Consider the following 17,391-nt stretch of genomic DNA (forward strand, 5'->3'; position numbering starts at 1 on the left):
ACTTGAATCCACCTATAGGACAGGTCATGCCCCAGCCGCTTTCCCAGCGAGCAGCAAGACCAAGGCCACGCCGGACAGCGGGCGTTCTTTCACCACGACCCAGTTCACCGCAAATCGCCCGCGGAGGCGTCAACGTGTGAATCCCACCACGCTTTCACCTTCCGACGCCCGTGGAGCGGCAGGTTTTCGCTCTGCGTTAAACAAACACACTCCCGGCGGAAGTGCCGGGCACCCGCGATCGAAAGTGAGAATGCGAAGGCAACTCACTGCTCCAGTTGAATCGGGCTAATGAAGTTCGACGGTTTGAGTGCCAGCACCGAACATTCAATGCTGCTGAGGATTTGCTCGGCTGTGTTACCAATGACCATACCTGAGATCCCGCTCCGAGCAATGGTCCCCATGACAACCAGATCCACGTTTGTGTCGCGAGCATACGACGGGATGGCCAGCGGGGGCTCGCCTTCGATCAAATGTACGTTCTCGGCGTGCCAACTGCTCCCATGCTGCCCGAGGAATCGATCGAAGCGTGACTTCACTTGATCGTGACTCTGCTGCACGATCGCATCAAATTCTTCTTCGCTCATCCGACGACGAAGAAACTGTGCGTTCCAAACGGACCAAGTGTGGAGGATCGAAAAAGCACCGCCATGATATTGACTGATTGACTCCGCCAAATCGAACACTTCGTCATTGAGTTCTGAATCCGTCTCGTCTTCCGATGAAGTGTCAACACAGCCGAGCACGTGTTGGAATTGCGTTTTCTCCGCCGTTACCAGCCACACGGCGCACGGGCATTGTCGCAGCAATCGCATCCCGGTGTTGCCGAAGAATCCTTGGCGGCGGCTGTCCTTGCCCTTGTGCACGCGAAGCACCAAGTCATAGTTGCCGCGCAAGACTTCGCGAATGATTTCCACGGACGTCTTCCCCATCAGCACTTGCGTGTCCACCGTGACGCCTTGCTCTCGGATGCGAGCAGCCAATTCATCGAGCTTCTCTTGTTTCTCGTCCCGCATCAGCTCGCGCACGTGCTCGTGATCCTTCATCGTCAACCGCACCATCCACGGGAAATCTGGAACGACGTCCACTACCCTCAATGTGGCACCGTTATGGACAGCGATGTCAGCTGCTTCGTCCACAATCGGGTGGCTGTCCAAACGTGTGTCGGTGGCGACCAGGATCTTTCGAAATTGTTTCATGGCAGGGTGCAGGTCCTGAATCAAATGCGGGGCTTGAGAGCGCGTTTCCATTTCGCAAACGTGGAAAAAGATTTGCCATCCGCCGACAAATCTTTTCCCTCGCCCTCGGTTGAATGACGTCAACCGATGGTAGCGGGCAGACTTCCGTCGCGAAACCAGGTGTTTTTCTCATTCGGCCGGTCACGTCGCAAAACTGCAATCCAAACCGGGCGCCACGCACTCTTCACAAGGATGACACCATTCTTTGAGTGGATAGGATTTAGCATCGTGCGTGAACAAACCGTTGAGTGCCACGTGCGAAGCGACATTTGCCGCGACTGTGATCAACGCGGCCAACACGGGTGTCAAAACTGTTTTCCTCACGTTGCTCGGTGGGGGGGGCTTCGGAAATGATGATGCATGGATCACGGCCGCGATTGAACGAGCTTTCAAGATCCACGCCACACGAGGTCTCGACGTGCGAATCGTCTCCTATAGCCGCTCGAACGCCGCCGTTACCGATCTGATCAAACGAGCAAGGACGCGGATGTAGTCATACGGCCCAGAACTTATCGCAGAATAGAACCGCGCTGGTTGTTGCGAAATGCGTGTCGAAACGATGCTGAGACGGCGGCGAATAGAATCCTCGCGACCCGGCGTAAGATTCCGAATTCGACCGGGGCTGGCAGCAAGATGCTTCACCCACGAAGCTCACTCGACAGGTTCAAACACGATTCTACGATAGCTGGATAGACGGTGTGTACCGTCATCGGTGACTTCGCAGATCACATGGAATGCCTTGCCCGCTGAGTCGAGCGGTAAGGCTTTCGATCTCCAGCAAGTCGGAATGAACCATCAGCCGCACCAACGATTCGCTGTCATCGGGTTCCTGTCGTGATTCAATGCAGTCGAGCCAGTTGGCGACATGATTTTCGGATTCTTCGCCTTCAAAGGGTGCAAGCAGTGTCGTCGGATTGCACGCAAAGCGGCCTCGATTGATCTCCATCTTGCCTTTTTCGCCCACAAAGATCCCGCCGAACGCCGGGCCGCCGTCGCTTTCCAGTCGAACAACCGTTCCGCCGGGGTAGTGAAGCTGAACCCCACGTTCTCGTTCGTTTTTCGCTTCCGTGGTTGGTTCGATTCGCCTGGGCGCAACGTTTTCCCAGCCCATCGCCAGGTGAACCATGTCCAGGGCGTGCGACCCGCGATCGCAGATGGGACCGCCGGTGAAAATGTTGTAACCTCGCCACCGGCGGTGAAGTCGTTCGTGATAGTCGACAAGCGGTGCCTGGTCGCAGAATCGATTCCAATCCATGCCTTCGGGAATGGCTTGTTGTTCGAGCCCCGTTGGCGATTGCGACCCTGAATAATTCTTGACCAGAATCGTGTGCCCCCTGCCGAGGCCATCGGCCAGGATCAGTACAACATTGGGATTCCGCGGATCTGATTGAGCAAACGAATGCGTGGTAACCAGGAAAAGGACGGCAACTGCCAATAGAATTCGGTACATAAGCATGGCTTGACGGCGCAAAGTCAGTTATGAATCTCCGTGGCGAGAATTGGCTGGGTCGATTGATTACGACTCATCATCTTCCAGCGTTCTGCTGCCAGTGAACGCTCCCCAGAGTTTGCGTTTTGGGTAATCCTTGTCCTGCTGGTAAACAGATGCGTCGAAGTCCGAGTTGAGCTTGGGGATTCTTGCACCGACCTTTTCAAAATAGGTCATCATGTCTTTGAATAGTCGCTGGTGCGTTTCCGTTTCATGCTCGGCGATGTTGTGGACTTCCCCCATGTCGCCTGACAAATCGAATAACATTGGAACATCGGGCTGATCATAGAAGTGCAATAGTTTTCGCTGGCCAGAGACGACCGCCGAGTGCGGCATGCTGGTGCGATAGTGCGGGTAGTGGAAGTAGAGGTTGCGGTTCAGAAAGGCATCGTCAGGTTTCTCACCCGCCATGTATTTCGCCAGACTGACGCCGTCGATGCCTTCCAGTTGGCGTGAATCGCCTCCGGCCCAGTCAACAAACGTTGGCAGGAAATCATAGTTGACGACATTGCCAGTGAACGTGCTGCCAGCGGCGATTCCGGGTCCTCTGACAATCATCGGCACTCGAATCCCGCCTTGCCAAACCCACCACTTGGACCCGTGATGCGGCTGGGTCAAACCGGGCTGAAGGCGCAATTCCTCATGGCGATAGCCGTTGTCAGAGACCATCACCACGTAAGTATTTTCCGCGATTCCGAGCGCATCGACGCGTTCCAGTACGGCACCGATACGCCCATCGAGGTCCTCGGCCATGCCGAGCCAAACCGCAGGGTCGTCGCCCAGTCGAATCGTGTCCTTGTGTTTGTTGTTGGCTTCATACCAGGCCTGCACGAGTTCGTGATTGGCGTATTTCTCTCGTGTGGCAGGCAAGCACTCTTGACCTGCGTGCATGGCGTAATGTGAGATCTGCAGATAGAACGGCTTGTCTGCCTTGACCTGCTGCTCCATGAAACCGATAGCCTTTTCGGTGACACTGAACATCAGCTTTGGATCGGTCAGTTCCGCCGGAAGTCGATGGGGCTTCTGCTGGCCATCTTTCGAAAAGCCTCTCAGGGTATTGCCCGGCTTGTTGTCAGTGTCGCCGTCGTGCTCCGCGTATCCTTCGTCGCCGGGATCGCCGCGCATGTGCCATTTTCCAATGTGCGCACTGACATAACCGAGTGGCCCCAGCGCTTCAGGGATCGTCACCGCATCGGCGTCGATGGCCATGTCTGAAACGCAAGGCACGACGGGAAAGCCGGCGTACTGCTTGCTTTCATCGTAGTAATCCTGTCCTCGATCGTTCATGAAGACCGTAAAGCCATTGCGAGGCGAAGACTGCCCGGTCTGCACGCAGACTCGCGATGGTGAACACTGTGGCGATGCATAGGCGTTGCGAAACTTCATGCCTTCGCGTGCCAGGCGTTGAATGTTGGGCATCTGCACAACGGGCATTCGCGAGTTGACCAACGAATCGTCCATTGCAACCGGAGACCCGTTCCAAGCCCAGTCGTCGATGAACAGCAGGACGATGTTAGGCGGCCGCTCGGATGCGCCTTGACCGGCAACGACATTGACAGATAACAGCAGCAAGGCAATGGCTGCGATTGCATACCGCCGCATCGAATTCGGATATTGCATGTTGTCCACTAGGTCCTGTTTCTCAGTTTCAGTTTTTGCTGTCGATATTCTTCGACTCTGGTTGTTGCCCGGCGATGACACTCGCTTCTGATTTGGCGAGTTGCTTTCGCATCTTTTCAAGCGTCGCATCGTGATCCGAGGAACTGGCAAGATTCGTTTCTTCGTGTGGATCCCTTGCGAGGTCGTAAAGCTCTTCTCCAGTAGGTCACTGTGTGTAGTGGTAACGCTGTGTGCGGATCGCTTTACCGAGATGTTGGCCTCGCGTGACCACGGTGTAGGCAACTTCTTTTCCGGTGGATTGAGGGTTCTTCAACATTCCCACCAGGCTTCGTCCTTGGAGTTTTGTTGGTGGCGTGATTTCACACAACTCTGTCAGCGTTGGGAACAGATCGATCAACTCCACGAGTCCGTTGCTTGAGGTGCCTGGTGTTGTGGTAACAGATCCAATCCCGTCTGGGACGCGAATAATCAGGGGCACGCGGTCGCATTGCTCGAACAACATGACTTTACCCCACATAAACTTTTCCCCAAGTAAATAGCCGTGGTCAGAGGTCAGTACGATAATCGTGTTGCGCCATTGGCCGCTCTGCTTTAACGCGTTGAAAACCCTCCCGATCTGCGCGTCGATGAAAGAGATACAAGCGTGGTAGCCCTGCATGTAAATGTTAGGCTTCGTTTGTAGTGCATGGTTTAGCGCCCCTTCTTTGTTTGCGGTTGCTTCATTGCGGGGTCGGAGTAGGGCAAATATTTCGGATGTGGAACGTAGTTACCTGCGTCTTTCTCCCAGCGGAACGTTTCGCCTTCGACGACCAGATCACGCCTCGCGTTCAGCTTCGGTTCCGGATTGGCGAATTCAGTTGGTGCTGAAGCCCGCAGCGTGACGATGACGTCCGCGTACTGAGGGTCGGACGCGAGGTTGTTCCATTCATGCGGATCCTCTTTGACGTTGTACAGTTCCTGGTTCTTGTCGTCGTAATGGATGTAACGCCAGTCGCGATTCATGACCGCGTATTCACCTGGGTTCATGTAGGGCAGATACACCGTTCGGTCTTCTGCTTCGGCGGGCAGCTTGAGTGTCGCTGCCAGCGACACGCCTTCCAGCTCTTGACGCGGTGCCGGCAAGTTGCATTTTTCAACGAGCGTCGGATAGATGTCGATCAGGCTGACCGTCACGTCCGTTCGAGCACCTTTGGCCACACCGGGGCCGGCCCACACAAACGGCACGTTGGAAGTTCGTTCCCACAAGGTGTGCTTGCCCCACTGGCCTTTTTCGCCGAGGTGATAACCGTGATCGCTCCACAATACGACGATGGTATTGTCGGCATAGGGGCCTGCTTCGAGTGCATCCAAAATCCGTCCAACCATGGCATCGGCGTAGCTGGTGCAGGCAAGGTATCCGTGCAGAGCGTCTTTCCAGGCACCCATCGCCACGAGTTTGTCGTAGTGAAAGGCTTTGCGATTTTGGCGTTGCTTACGAATCTTGTCCGGCAGGTCGTCCAGGTCATCTTCTTTGAACGCCGGAGTCTCGATGGCGTCTCGGTCGTACAAGTCAAAATACTTCTGTGGACAGTAGTTGGGGTAATGAGGAGCATAGAAACCGCAGGCCAGGAAGAACGGCTTGTCGTGTTTTCGCCCCAGTTGCTCGACGGCCCAGTTGGCTCGTATCGTGTCGGCCATTTCCTCTTCTTGGTCGTTTGGAATGGCTCCCCATTCCAGGAATAGCCCGCCAGTGATCTCTTTGCCTTGGTTGTAAATGCTAGCCGGGAAGGGCTGGGGCACGGGCGTGTCGCTGCTCCATGATTCCAGAGCCCAACCACCTTCGCGCTGGAACTGATTGCGTAGGAAGAACTTCGTCCAGCCCCGTTGGTCAATCGCACCGGCCGGATGATGAAACAGCTTTCCAGCGCCCAGCGTCGAGTAACCCGCTTTGGCAAAGCTCATTTGCAGCGATTCAGTCTCCGGATGGTGCACGAAGAAATTCGGAGTCTCGTAGCATCCGGTTGTCGAAGCGTACTGGCCGGAAAAGATGGCCGCCCGACTGGGCGCACAAAACACGCCGGCGGTGTGACCATTCGTCAAGCACACGCCACGAGCGGCAAGCCGATCGATGTTGGGCGTGATCGCACTCGGGCGTGACTCGAGACAGCCGACAAAATCGTTCATATCATCGACCGCCAGGAACAGCACATTGGGTGTTCTGTCGGCTGCATGCAGCGAAGTAGTGAGCAATACGAAAAAGGTTACTGGCAAGAGCATCAATTGCATGGCGCGTCCGGTCATCAAGGGTTTCTTTCGATTGAATTTGTGGAGGTCAAAAAATGTCAGTGCTTGAAGTTTCGCTTGAAGAAGGTGTTCGAGGTTTCAATCATCTTGTCAAACCAGAATTGTTTGCCCAGAAACGGATGCGGTGCGCCCTCGATGACAGTCAGGCCGGTGTCGATTTCGAGTTGCTGCATTCGCTCGCGAAAGGCAGCCGCGTGGGTGCTCGGATCGTCCGTTTCGCCGGTAATGAACCAACAGGCTGGATCGGACTTGTCGAGGTGATGCAGCGGTGACGCCAGCCGATACGTTTCCATCTTTTCGGCTTGCGTTCCCCCGAGAAACTGCCTCCAGATTCTTCCACGTTCTTCGATTGCGGAAATCTCCCGAGTGCGGTCCGACAGGAAGTCGGTTTGAGCCCCCATCGGCACGGCGGCTTGAATGGCGCTGCTGAAATTGGCGTTACCCCCTTCGCCTTCCAGTTCTTCGACGCCGGCGGAAGTTGCAAGCAGGGCCGTCAGGTGTCCGCCAGCGGAGAGTCCGATTGCACCAATGTGATCCGAGTCAATGCCGAACTCCTTGGCGTTGGCTCGCAGGAACCGTACAGCCGCTTTGCAGTCATGGATTTGCGCCGGAAAAGGAGCCTCGCCGCTCAACCGATACGAGATGGTTGCAGCGACATACCCACGCGCCGCCAACGCTTGAGCGACTCGGCCGTGGTTGGCACGAGTACCATTGGCCCAGCCGCCGCCGTGGATGCAAACAACTGCCGGCAGTGTTCCCCACGAGCCTTGCGGTCGATAGAGGTCCATTTCCAAAGTCCGGTCTCCGTAGCGAGCGTAGGTCACACCAAGACGTGCATCGAGCTGGTCGAGCAACGTTTGAGGGATCTCGGTATTGCCGTCTTCACGCGGTAGATAGACCTCGCCGGCGGGACGGGCATCACGCCGCATTTCTTCTTGAAACAGGATCGCCATCCCACGAAGCTTACGGAGGATCTCCGGATTGTGAACGAGTTCGGATTCGCCAGGATCTTTGGCAAGGTCATACAAGGTGAGACTCGGATTCAGGTAGAGCTTCCAGTTCTGCCACCGCACGGCGGCCAAAGCTCCCTGGCTTCCGTGATAGAAGAACGCATCGTTGTACTGGTTGCGGGTGATAATCGAAGCCCATTCGCCGTCAGGTTCCCAGCGACGGCGGAGCGGTACGCCCGCGTTAAGCGACTTTTTCAATCCGGGTGGCGGCACGATGTCGGTTTCCCCTCGAAGCAGCGGGCTGATATCACGCCCGTCGATCACACGATCTGCTGGAATCTCGATGTCGGCCAACGTCGCCAATGTCGGATACCAATCCATTGCCCGCACCACGGCTGGAGAACTGACCGCCGCCTGCAAACCCAGGCCTGGCCCCCAGGCGATTGCAGGCACACGAATGCCGCCTTCGTATGTAGACAGCTTTCGGCCGCGAATCTTCTGCTGCGGAATGCGTCCGGGACCGCGACCGTTGTCCGACGCATAAACAACGATCGTGTTTTCATCGATGTTCAGACCTTTCAAAGCATCAAAAATGCGGCCGACGTGATGATCAAGTTCCTCGATCGCATCCCCATACTCGCCCCATTGCGATGTACCTTTGAATTCGTCGCTGACACCAAGCGGGTTGTGCAGCATGGTATGGGGAAGGTAGAGAAAAAACGGCCCCTCCTTATTCGCCTCGATGAAATCGATTGCCTCGTCGGTGTAGAGCTCTGTTAGTTCAGCGGGATTCGCAGGACGCTTGACGACTTCGCTGCCTCGCATCAGCGGAACGCCACCCTCGTCCTCAAAATAGACCGTCTCGACGGGGTCAAGATTGTGAAGCAGTCCGAAGTAGTGATCGAAGCCCTGGTTGTGCGGCAGGAATGGCTCGTGAAAACCGAGATGCCATTTGCCGATGCAAGCCGTCTTGTAACCGTTGACTTTGAAGAGTTCCGCAAGGGTCAATTCGTCGCTGTGAATGCCCGTCTTGGAATCGGCCCGATGCACCCAAATGTGGTTGCCGACTCGGCGCGGGTAGCATCCCGTCAACAATCCCGCCCGAGACGGACTGCAAATCGGAGCTGCCGCGTAGTAGTCGGTGAATCGAATTCCTTCCCCAGCCATTTGGTCGATGCGAGGCGTTTTTACCTCGGTTGCACCATAGCAGCCCAGGTCGTAATACCCCTGATCGTCAACAAGGACAAACACGATGTTCGGCTTGTCGGCGGCGATCAGCAAGCGTGGCGTGCCCGCACAACTCGCGGTCACGACCAGACAGGTAGCGATGACTCGGAGATACGTCATGATGGATTTCGTTTCCCTGGGTATTCTCATTGTGATCTGGCAAGCTCCTCTTGAGCGGTGAGATAGAGTGCCGCGATTTCTTCTTTGGTAAGTGCCTTGTCAAACAACGCCACCTCATCGATCCGGCCGCCCCACACCTGAATCGCACGGGCATCCGTTCCAAACCAGAGAGTCTCGGTGTCGGTGGCTGCCAATGCGGTACTGGGTTTGGACGCAACAAGCTTCCCGTCTTCGTAGAGCTGCAAGTTCTCGCCATCGGCGGTCACGACGATATGCCGCCACGTCTTTATCATAGTAGTCGACTTGCCTGCGACGACGTTGACATCGCCATCGCTGTTCCTGATGGTGGCCTGCAGCATTGCGTTCTCGTCGAGCGATAAGTCGAAGTTACCACGCTCGCCATCGAAGTTTGTGGCGACGACTCCATTTTGCGCACGATCTTCGAGAAAAACGAACACGGTCAATGAAAATTGCCCCGAACTCAATATCGGCGGCGAATCGACGCGTCCGCCACGACCGGTCGAATCGACCCCGACCCGTAGAGAACCGCCGGCGAATACACCCTTGGCATGTGGCGGGCGTCTGCCCTCCCCAGTTAAAACGACGCCGGAGTATTTGGGCGGTTCCGAAACCAGTCCGCGGTCGCGAATTGGCATTCGGTAGTAGGCCACAGGCGACAACTGTTTGATTGCGCGAGCGTAGTTCAGCCTCGGCTCATCGAAGTTGCGAATGAATCGGTTGGTCTCGACGGAGATACCCACGGGGTCAGACGACGCGTCAGAAATCCGGACGGCTTCGGACGCCTGAAGGTCAACAGACCTTGAAACGTCACGCTGATTCGATGCCCCCGGATTCACACGCACCAGGCCATCAAACACATGAACCTCGCTCGCGCCGTCCTCAACATCGACGGAGAACTCCGTGCCAAAATCAATGACTTCCGCCTCGGGGGTTTCCACCGTAAACCCGATACCCTCGGGCGGAACCGTGGCGGACAGACGCCCGCTGTAAAGCATGACTCGTCTGTCACTGACCGCATCGAAGCGGGCTGGAGCCTCCACATACACCATGACTCCGCCGCCGAACCGCAGATTCAGCAATCCTTTCCGCAACTCATAACCACCGGTGGTCAGTTGCGGATCGTCCCATTGTCGATCGCCTTTGGTAAGCAATCCACCCACGTTGCGAACGACGGATGCCGCGACGTGATCGACACTGGCTGGCTGGTCGCCGCGGTGGGACCACAAGAAAGCGATCAGCAGGCAAGCCGCTGTCACCAGCCCGGTCGCAATCGTCAGCAGAACCTTCGGTGACCGAAACATCGGCGTCTGATGTTTTGGTGGCGCCAAAGCCGGAGCAAGCTTTGAAGCACCGTTTTTGGCTTCCAACGCTTGTGCCTGAATCTGTCGGCGTCGCAGTGACTGCCGCAAATCCGAATGAAGCTCGGCACGAAGCGCGAAACGCTGGAGGTTCTCGGGAACCTGCAGCCAACTCTGAAAGTCCGTCGCCTCTTCGTCGGACACTTCTCCCTCAAGCATGCGATCGATAAACTCATCGTCGAAGGACATTACGCATTCTCCATCGTGAGGCGTCGCTCGATGCAACTGGCCAGAACCGTCCGGACGCGTGACAGCAGAACTCGCACCGAGCCACTGGTGGATCCGGTTTCACGTGCCAATTCGGCGGCCGATCGTTCTTCGATGTACCGCAGGTCGAGCAACCGACGCGACCTTGGCGGGAGTTCATCCAGACAGGACTCCAGTGCTTCGCGACGTTGGCTACGTCCATCGGCCTGCTGGGCGATTGTGTCAGCAAGTTGGCCGAGCAACTCATCGGAAAAAACAACCCTTGATTGCCCTTGAGTACGGTAAAAATCAATCACCCGAGATTTGGCAATCCATAGTGCCCAACCGACGAACGGCCGTCCCGTGTCATACTCGTCAAACCGACGAGCCAGCTCCTGAGCGATCCGTTGAACGACGTCTTCGGCATCGTGAAACCGCGAGATAGAGGCGAACACATACGCCGACACGGCCGGCTCGGCATCAAGCCAGCACTGTGTGAATATTGCCCGTTTTTGGTTTTCGTTCATGTGCACGGCCGACGCGAAACAACTGTCTTTCCATCGTATGCCGAATGCGAACAGGAATCGCTAACAAGAATCTTGAAAAATAGTCGAAATTAGATTTTGCGACTGCAGGAGACGACCACCGTCGCGTTTTGCCAAGCTCGATTCCTGACGGTAACCTCGTCCACTACCCGTTGCGTCACTGATTACATGGACGACGGCGAATCGTAAAGCCACGCTGGGAGTTCCTGCATCAATAATTTTCAGTTTGCTACGCGAGGATGTCGTGGACGACGTGTCCGTGGACGTCGGTTAATCGAAAATCACGGCCCTGATGGCGATAGGTTAATTGCTCGTGATCAATGCCGAAAAGATGCAGGCACGTGGCATGGAAGTCGTGGAGATGCACCGGGTTTTCAACGACGCCGAATCCGAATTCATCGGTGGCACCGTATGCTAGACGGGGTTTTATTCCGCCGCCGGCCATCCAGGCCGTGAGGACTGCGTTTTGATCTCGTCGGGATGTCTCTGAGTTCTGCTTCCGCTCGACTCCCAAGCAATCGCGCGAAGTGCGGTCAACGGATTCGGTCTTTTGCTAAAAAAAAGAACCGCTAGATCACACCTCGCATGTCACGTCGGTCATGCATCCTTCGATCCACCATGTGCCACGGGAGATCAAGACGCTGCCGCTTTGCCATCGCTGATCAACTACGGCCAGTGGATTCACGAAGCTGGCGATAGCTTTGCACGCCAACGCGTCTGCCACGTGGGCTGCTCAAATGGCAGGGAGCCGACCTGATGTCACCATAGAGTGCCGAGATCGCCATCTCCGGTGCGCCGGGCGTTCTCATTACTGGACTCGAAAAGAACAACGGAAGAAATTCTATTTGATTTCGTGTGTTTGGTGTCTTTCGTGGTTCAGCTCTGGCGACTGAGCATCCGTGCTCGCTCGTTGGCTACTTGATCTCTCTTAGTGGTTCATCAACGATGAAAGCTTCGGGGAAGTCCGCCGCCTTCACTCCATCACGACTGCGAAGCCGCTTGTTCTGTTGGCGTCCACGTGGCGGATTCATCGGGATCTCCATTCCTCCCAGTTCTTCCATCATTGCGTAAAGTCGGCTTTGCATTTCCGATGCCACTCGTCGAGGTGCTTGACCGGATCCCGGAAATCCTGGAAGGAGATGACGTCGACGTACGGTTTAGCCGCGTTGATCACTTCCGTCGCGATGGGTGCGTTTGCCTCATAACGGTCTCCAAGCAGCAGGTGATGCTTGTCGTAACGACGAATCGCATCGTGTGTGGTCTTGTAATAACTTCCGGCAAGTTCGCTTAGTTCCTTGCGCCCGGCCTCCGTCTTCAGTCGATCCGGATCAAAAATGGGACCTCGCCATTGGTTGGCTGGTCGGTCATGAGTCCAGGTTGGGCAATCGCTGTAGAAGTAACCAATGAGATTGTTTTCCTCGGCCAGTTCTGCGCAATGAGACCGCGCCACGTAGTCGACCCACTCTTTCCAATCTTCACTGCGGAAATCGTAGTGGACCGTGTGCTTCTCCCACTGATGCGACTCGGTGAAGGGAAGCAAATGGCAATAGGGCATGTCGAGCGATCGATACTCATCGATCGTAAACGGCCGGGAATGCTGCCATTGCTTGACGGTCACTTCCTGAACCCATCCGACCGTGTTGAATCCCCATGCCTGAAGATTGGGTGCGACCGATTCCTTGATCCACCGCAGCGTGCTTCCGCCATACTTCTCGCGCCAGATGGCGAGGTTCTCCGGGTATCGCAGGCTTGCCGGATCGATATGGTTCAAGCCCATCGAGAAGAACGGCTTGCCCGCAGGATTAATCAACCACCAGTTCCGCAACGCCAGCTCATGGCGAGCGAACAGCCGCACAAAATCCGCCTCGGAAATGGGATTGAGGGACTCAGATTGATCAGATTCAACGTCCATATTGCTATAGTTTGCGCCAACCCGGATTCTGCCGCCTCTTTTTTCAAAATTCCAAAAACGGAACTGGAACGGCACGCCATAAGCTCTAGTTACCGGTCAGCTCATCTGAATCGATCAATCCTGGAAGTTCCCTAAGAAGCGGATGTATGAAACTGGATCGCACGGCGCAGCGCTGTAGCGGCTACTTTGAGGGGCGTGGCTATCTTGCGAGTTCTTGCTTGCAGCAAGGAGCTTCGGGCCGCCAAGGTTCTTCTTGCAGATTTGAATGGCAGTGGAAAAAGTCTCGAAGTGCTTTGTCAGTCTCTGCTTGCCTTTGCAGAATTTCGCTACGTGCATTAACTGAATGCCAGAGCGTAAGCGATTGAACACGATATCTCCGCATCGCCCTTGCCCACGCGTTCGCTTAGCCCGTTCAAATTTTCTCAGCATGGAGATAGCGGACTATGGATCTCCGAGCTCTTTCCGTACGTCGCCCGCCATGCTGACGAACTTGCATTGATTCGTTCGATGCACTGTGATCAGCCGGCGCATCCGAGTGCGATGGTTCAGATGCAGCAGCCGGAATTCATTTTCTTACCTCCGGAATCTTCTTACCTTTTTCCAGCGGCCGATTCGGGAATGAGTGGCAAAACAATTCCAGACTGTAATCGTCTTGCCCCGCATCGTTTTGCCCCTGCTTGTTCGCGATTTTCACTCCATCGGACTAACCGACGCCCGAATTCAGAAACAGCACGTCGGCGCAGAAGTTGCATCGACTTCTCGCAGTTGGCGATTTCGCGAACTCGCTTCAGTCGTTTTCACCGACGCGCCGAATCACCGGCGGCAAACTACACGCGGTTTCATCGACCGGAGCGTTTCGCCATCGCGCACCGGCGGCCGACACCGGAGCGTTCGCTTTCGATCTACCGGTCGATGAAAACGGTGTCACTCGGCAGCCGGGTAAGCGACACGGCGGTGATTCTGACCGACGCGAATTCGTCGTACGGGCCTAGCAACCCGATCGATGTACCAGCTGAGTTGTCGCACCAGGCCCAACGCCAAGATCAATCATCGTCTTGGGACTTTACCAAAGTGTTGTAAGTCGCCAGCAATTTCCACTTGCCTTCGTGCTTTTTCCAGGTGTTGTGTAATCGGTAGACCTGCTCTTGCGTTTCCTCGTCATCATCGACCATCAGTGCGTGCGAGTACGCATTAACGATCGCCACGTCATCCACAACGATCACCGACACTGGAACGAGGTGATGTGCTAGAATCTTATCTTCGGTAGCCCTTAGCTTTCCGTAGTAAACATAGAAGCCTTCCGAGCTGTCGGCAGGCATCGGTGCCATGTCACCCCAAAAACAGCCCTTTGGATGGATGAACTTCTTCATTGCGTCCCAGTCTTGCTTTACATCGAGGCCCACCTGCTCGACTAGCACGGACCAAACTTCTTTCTGGGCCCCCGTCATCTCTTCACCAACCACTGAAGTTGTGTGCAGAAGCAAGAGGATTAAGGCTGCAATTCTCATTTTGGATCTCCTGTGATACGGAACTAAACGACAGCAGAATACCAAATCTCGCGGTCCCTCCGTGCCAATACAAGCGACAAAGTATCGCCAGCGCGCTCCGGCGTCCGACGCCGAAAGAATGGGTTTAAAATGGAAGATGTGCGGTTTTTTAGTTATAGCTTTCCCCACTTCTAAGTGACTCGACTGCGTCTTGGAATTCGGTGGCCAGACGCTTGACAATCTCGGGATGCTCCGATGCGATGTTTTTCGATTCTTCTTTATCTCTTCTGATATTCCGCGGCGGTAAGAATGATATTGGCTTGCTGTCAGACGCAGCCTCGGCGGTGTCTTCCGTGGCGGCTGCCGCTTTCCAAATCGACTTGAGTTGGAATACCTTCAAAGACTTGATCGCAGTGACACTGCCAATCTTCGTTTCACTGGATCCCGTCTGGGATGGCTCGCGGCGATACGTTCGGTACTCAAGCCCTCCATCGATGTAGACCTCGTTGGTGTTTCGATCTGAGAAAATGCGGGCACTGCGTCCGTCGTCCGGTCGCATAACCTGAACCCGCGAACGTGTTTGCCATGGTCGGCAATTCACGGCGCATCATTGACCGGCCCTGACAGACGGCCGTGCAGCCGTTCTTCATGGCGTCGATACCAGTCATCAACTGCCCGCGAGTCGGCGAGCACATCGGCGCGACATGGAAGTCCGTGAATCTCACACTCTCCTTGGCCAGGTGGTTGAGGTTCAATGTCTTCAGCAAGGGATTGCCATGCAGGGACACACCTTCGCCCACAGCACTTCAGCTAGGGAAACGATTCTTGGATTCCCCATGCTCACTTCTCTTCTTTGATGCCCAATCGCGCTTGCATCTCTTCCAGCGGAACACCTTTGGTTTCCGGTACGAGGAATTTCACCCAAGCGAGTTGCAATACCATCATGAACGTGAAGAACCCGAAGAGTTGGCCGGGCTCAAAGTGCTCCATGGCGATCGGAAACAGGAAGCTCAGGCCGGCCGCGCATACCCAGTGCGTGGCACTGCCGAGCGACTGCCCGGCTGCGCGGTGATCGTTGGGGAAGATCTCACCGATAAACACCCAGATCACCGTGCCTTGGCCGATGGCGTGGGCCGCAATGAATCCGATCAGACAGCAAAGCACGATCATGCTCTTGAATCCCAGGAATTCTTTGGCCGCAGCCGTCACCTCGATTGCAAGGTCTCTTGTCTCTTCAAAGGACGCGTCCGCAGGGATCGCAACTGACTCGCCTTCGTAGCCGCGGAGCGAACTGGCCTCGACCAGGGCCGTCTTGGCAGTGTCGTAGCCGGCGTAGACGCCCGGCCGATCCTTTTCGGTCACAAACTGCTCACCGGCTTCGACCGCGATCACTGTGTCGGCCGCGCCCGCCAAGTCACCGGCGGCCGAAACGACCTCGAAGGCCGGTGTACTCAGGAAGGCCCATGCACAAATACCGAGCGACGCGATGTAGCCGACCGAACCAATGTAAAGCAGCGTCCGTCGGCCGATCCTGTCGATCAGCGCCAGCCCCGCAAACGTGAAAATCAAATTTGTGATTCCCAGTGAGATCGAAGCCATCAAGGGATCGGACAGCCCCGCCAATCCCAACAGCCGCGGAGCGAAATAAAGGATAATGTTGATGCCGGAGAACTGGTTGAAGAAAGCGATCAAGAACGCCAGCATGATCGGGACCTGCAAGCGGCGGGTCCAGAAGTGAGCCGTATTCTGCTTGTCGGCCACAGAGGCCTCGACCTCGCCCACCAGTTTCTCGAGGTCGGCGTCTGTCATGTCCGGATTGATCTGTCGAAAGACCGTCTTGCCATCGTCCCGCCGATTCGCATGCGTAATCAGCCAGCGCGGGCTTTCCGGCAGCGTGAATGACAGGATGGTGTAGACCAGGGCAGGCACGGCCTCGAGACCGAGCATTACACGCCAGGCAATCGTTTCTGAGATCGCATTTCCGATGACCCAATTCGACGCGAAGGCCACCAGGATTCCAAAGACGATATTGAACTGAAACATCCCAGCCAGTTTGCCACGATTATTCGCTGGCGAGATTTCGGAAATGAACATCGGAGCCGCGATCGTTGCAGCGCCCACGCCCAGACCGCCGATGAACCGGGCAATCATGAAGGTCCATGGCTCGGGAGCGATCGCAGACGCAATTGCGGAGACGAAGTAAAGAACTCCCACCACGATCAAGCACTTGCGGCGACCGAATCTGGCCGCTGGCATTCCACCAAAGATGGAGCCGACGACCGTCCCCCATAACGCGGCGCTCATACACAGGCCGTGCCAGAAGCCGTCGAGTTGCCATAGTCGCTGGAAGTCCTCTTCGGCACCTGAAATGACAATCGTGTCAAAGCCGAACAGAAATCCGGCAAGCGATGCGGTGATCGACCAAAGCAGTAGGCGGCTTGTCATGCGATTTCTCGGCTTCGCGAAGTCTGCAAACCCTAGAACCTAGCCACAACTGCCAGTACATTCAATTGATTGAAAAGCCAGAAATGCTATGCTCTTGTCATGACAGTGTAATTTAACGTAATGACAGACGGGCCATGTGAAAGCACGCAACAATTTCAGCCTCGTCAGCAAAATGTGTGGGTGGATGCTGGCTCTGGAGGCTTTCCAAGCTGGTGATACAGGGCGATTTGGATCGTTCGATGCGATTTGAAACCGTCTGCCTTTTTCATTGCAAGCTTTGCTTTCGCGTTGAGTCCCTCAACGCTGCCGGTTTCGCGGACCAGTCGCACTTCACGCGGCATTTCAAACGATTCATCGGGGTCGCGCCGGGAGCGTATTCCAAGGCGGTGAATCCATCGAGCAACTCCTGACGCGCCGTCGCAACCCCAAGCCGTCCGGAGTGTTGCTCAATCGATCGCGACTCGCCTGGCTGCCGAAGGGGCAAGATCGCGACAAGGTTCTTGGTGTCCATCG

General features: G+C 55.7%; 16 protein-coding genes and 1 pseudogene. 1 reads left to right on the top strand and 16 read right to left on the bottom strand.

The genetic code is table 11. From position 1 onward, the window contains the following. Nucleotides 1-263 precede the first annotated feature (263 nt). The 11 genes and pseudogenes from NZK35_RS25370 to NZK35_RS25415 all read right to left on the bottom strand — a co-directional run bounded on the left by NZK35_RS25370 (nucleotide 264) and on the right by NZK35_RS25415 (nucleotide 13,021). Nucleotides 264-1,196 carry a universal stress protein gene (locus tag NZK35_RS25370; RefSeq protein ID WP_259635323.1) on the bottom strand — a complete coding sequence of 311 codons (933 nt, stop codon included), beginning with the start codon at nucleotides 1,194-1,196 and terminating at the stop codon, nucleotides 264-266. Nucleotides 1,197-1,886: 690 nt separating this feature from the next. After that, nucleotides 1,887-1,964, bottom strand: coding sequence for a hypothetical protein (locus NZK35_RS34980; protein ID WP_407699833.1), 78 nt, complete (start codon nucleotides 1,962-1,964; stop codon nucleotides 1,887-1,889). Further along, nucleotides 1,942-2,691: a Gfo/Idh/MocA family oxidoreductase gene (locus NZK35_RS25375; RefSeq protein ID WP_259635324.1), complete on the bottom strand. Its 750-nt coding sequence runs from the start codon at nucleotides 2,689-2,691 to the stop codon at nucleotides 1,942-1,944. The genes NZK35_RS34980 and NZK35_RS25375 overlap by 23 nt, the downstream gene beginning before the upstream one ends. A 60-nt stretch (nucleotides 2,692-2,751) precedes the next feature. Then, entirely contained in the window at nucleotides 2,752-4,344 is a 1,593-nt protein-coding gene (locus NZK35_RS25380; RefSeq protein WP_261364871.1) for a sulfatase-like hydrolase/transferase, read from the bottom strand. Between the two features lie 205 nt (nucleotides 4,345-4,549). Then, nucleotides 4,550-5,002 carry a sulfatase-like hydrolase/transferase gene (locus NZK35_RS25385; protein WP_259635326.1) on the bottom strand — a complete coding sequence of 151 codons (453 nt, stop codon included), beginning with the start codon at nucleotides 5,000-5,002 and terminating at the stop codon, nucleotides 4,550-4,552. Between the two features lie 32 nt (nucleotides 5,003-5,034). Next, nucleotides 5,035-6,600: a sulfatase gene (locus NZK35_RS25390; protein ID WP_407699834.1), complete on the bottom strand. Its 1,566-nt coding sequence runs from the start codon at nucleotides 6,598-6,600 to the stop codon at nucleotides 5,035-5,037. Between the two features lie 65 nt (nucleotides 6,601-6,665). Beyond that, nucleotides 6,666-8,924, bottom strand: coding sequence for an alpha/beta fold hydrolase (locus NZK35_RS25395; protein ID WP_259635328.1), 2,259 nt, complete (start codon nucleotides 8,922-8,924; stop codon nucleotides 6,666-6,668). Nucleotides 8,925-8,950: 26 nt separating this feature from the next. Further along, nucleotides 8,951-10,492 carry a LamG-like jellyroll fold domain-containing protein gene (locus NZK35_RS25400; protein WP_259635329.1) on the bottom strand — a complete coding sequence of 514 codons (1,542 nt, stop codon included), beginning with the start codon at nucleotides 10,490-10,492 and terminating at the stop codon, nucleotides 8,951-8,953. Then, nucleotides 10,492-11,016 carry a sigma-70 family RNA polymerase sigma factor gene (locus tag NZK35_RS25405; protein ID WP_259635330.1) on the bottom strand — a complete coding sequence of 175 codons (525 nt, stop codon included), beginning with the start codon at nucleotides 11,014-11,016 and terminating at the stop codon, nucleotides 10,492-10,494. Before NZK35_RS25405 ends, NZK35_RS25400 begins: the two co-directional genes overlap by 1 nt. 247 nt (nucleotides 11,017-11,263) lie before the next feature. Continuing rightward, a pseudogene (locus NZK35_RS25410) lies at nucleotides 11,264-11,500 on the bottom strand (DUF1501 domain-containing protein); the annotation flags it as partial. 594 nt (nucleotides 11,501-12,094) lie between these two features. Then, nucleotides 12,095-13,021 (bottom strand): hypothetical protein, encoded by a 927-nt coding sequence (locus tag NZK35_RS25415; protein WP_259635331.1) that lies wholly within the window; start codon nucleotides 13,019-13,021, stop codon nucleotides 12,095-12,097. Between the two features lie 312 nt (nucleotides 13,022-13,333). Between NZK35_RS25415 and NZK35_RS34985 the strand changes: the two genes are divergently transcribed. Then, nucleotides 13,334-14,026 (top strand): DUF1501 domain-containing protein, encoded by a 693-nt coding sequence (locus NZK35_RS34985; RefSeq protein WP_407699831.1) that lies wholly within the window; start codon nucleotides 13,334-13,336, stop codon nucleotides 14,024-14,026. On the opposite strand, the gene NZK35_RS25425 is transcribed toward NZK35_RS34985, so the two are convergent. The 5 genes from NZK35_RS25425 to NZK35_RS25440 all read right to left on the bottom strand — a co-directional run bounded on the left by NZK35_RS25425 (nucleotide 13,990) and on the right by NZK35_RS25440 (nucleotide 17,389). Continuing rightward, nucleotides 13,990-14,454 (bottom strand): DUF4440 domain-containing protein, encoded by a 465-nt coding sequence (locus NZK35_RS25425; protein WP_259635332.1) that lies wholly within the window; start codon nucleotides 14,452-14,454, stop codon nucleotides 13,990-13,992. The genes NZK35_RS34985 and NZK35_RS25425 overlap by 37 nt on opposite strands. A gap of 148 nt (nucleotides 14,455-14,602) precedes the next feature. Next, nucleotides 14,603-14,992 (bottom strand): hypothetical protein, encoded by a 390-nt coding sequence (locus tag NZK35_RS25430; RefSeq protein WP_259635333.1) that lies wholly within the window; start codon nucleotides 14,990-14,992, stop codon nucleotides 14,603-14,605. Continuing rightward, nucleotides 14,913-15,233 carry a sulfatase-like hydrolase/transferase gene (locus NZK35_RS34990; RefSeq protein WP_407699832.1) on the bottom strand — a complete coding sequence of 107 codons (321 nt, stop codon included), beginning with the start codon at nucleotides 15,231-15,233 and terminating at the stop codon, nucleotides 14,913-14,915. Before NZK35_RS34990 ends, NZK35_RS25430 begins: the two co-directional genes overlap by 80 nt. Nucleotides 15,234-15,273: 40 nt before the next feature. Continuing rightward, a complete protein-coding gene (locus NZK35_RS25435) occupies nucleotides 15,274-16,878 on the bottom strand; it encodes a sugar porter family MFS transporter (protein ID WP_259635334.1) in 1,605 nt (534 codons plus the stop codon). Nucleotides 16,879-17,143: 265 nt separating this feature from the next. Continuing rightward, the gene (locus NZK35_RS25440) at nucleotides 17,144-17,389 is read right to left on the bottom strand and encodes a hypothetical protein (RefSeq protein WP_259635335.1); all 246 of its coding nucleotides are present in this window, start codon (nucleotides 17,387-17,389) and stop codon (nucleotides 17,144-17,146) included. Between the last annotated feature and the right edge of the window lie 2 nt (nucleotides 17,390-17,391).

This window comes from Stieleria sedimenti (assembly GCF_025060895.1).
Taxonomy (GTDB): Bacteria; Planctomycetota; Planctomycetia; order Pirellulales; family Pirellulaceae; genus Stieleria; species Stieleria sedimenti.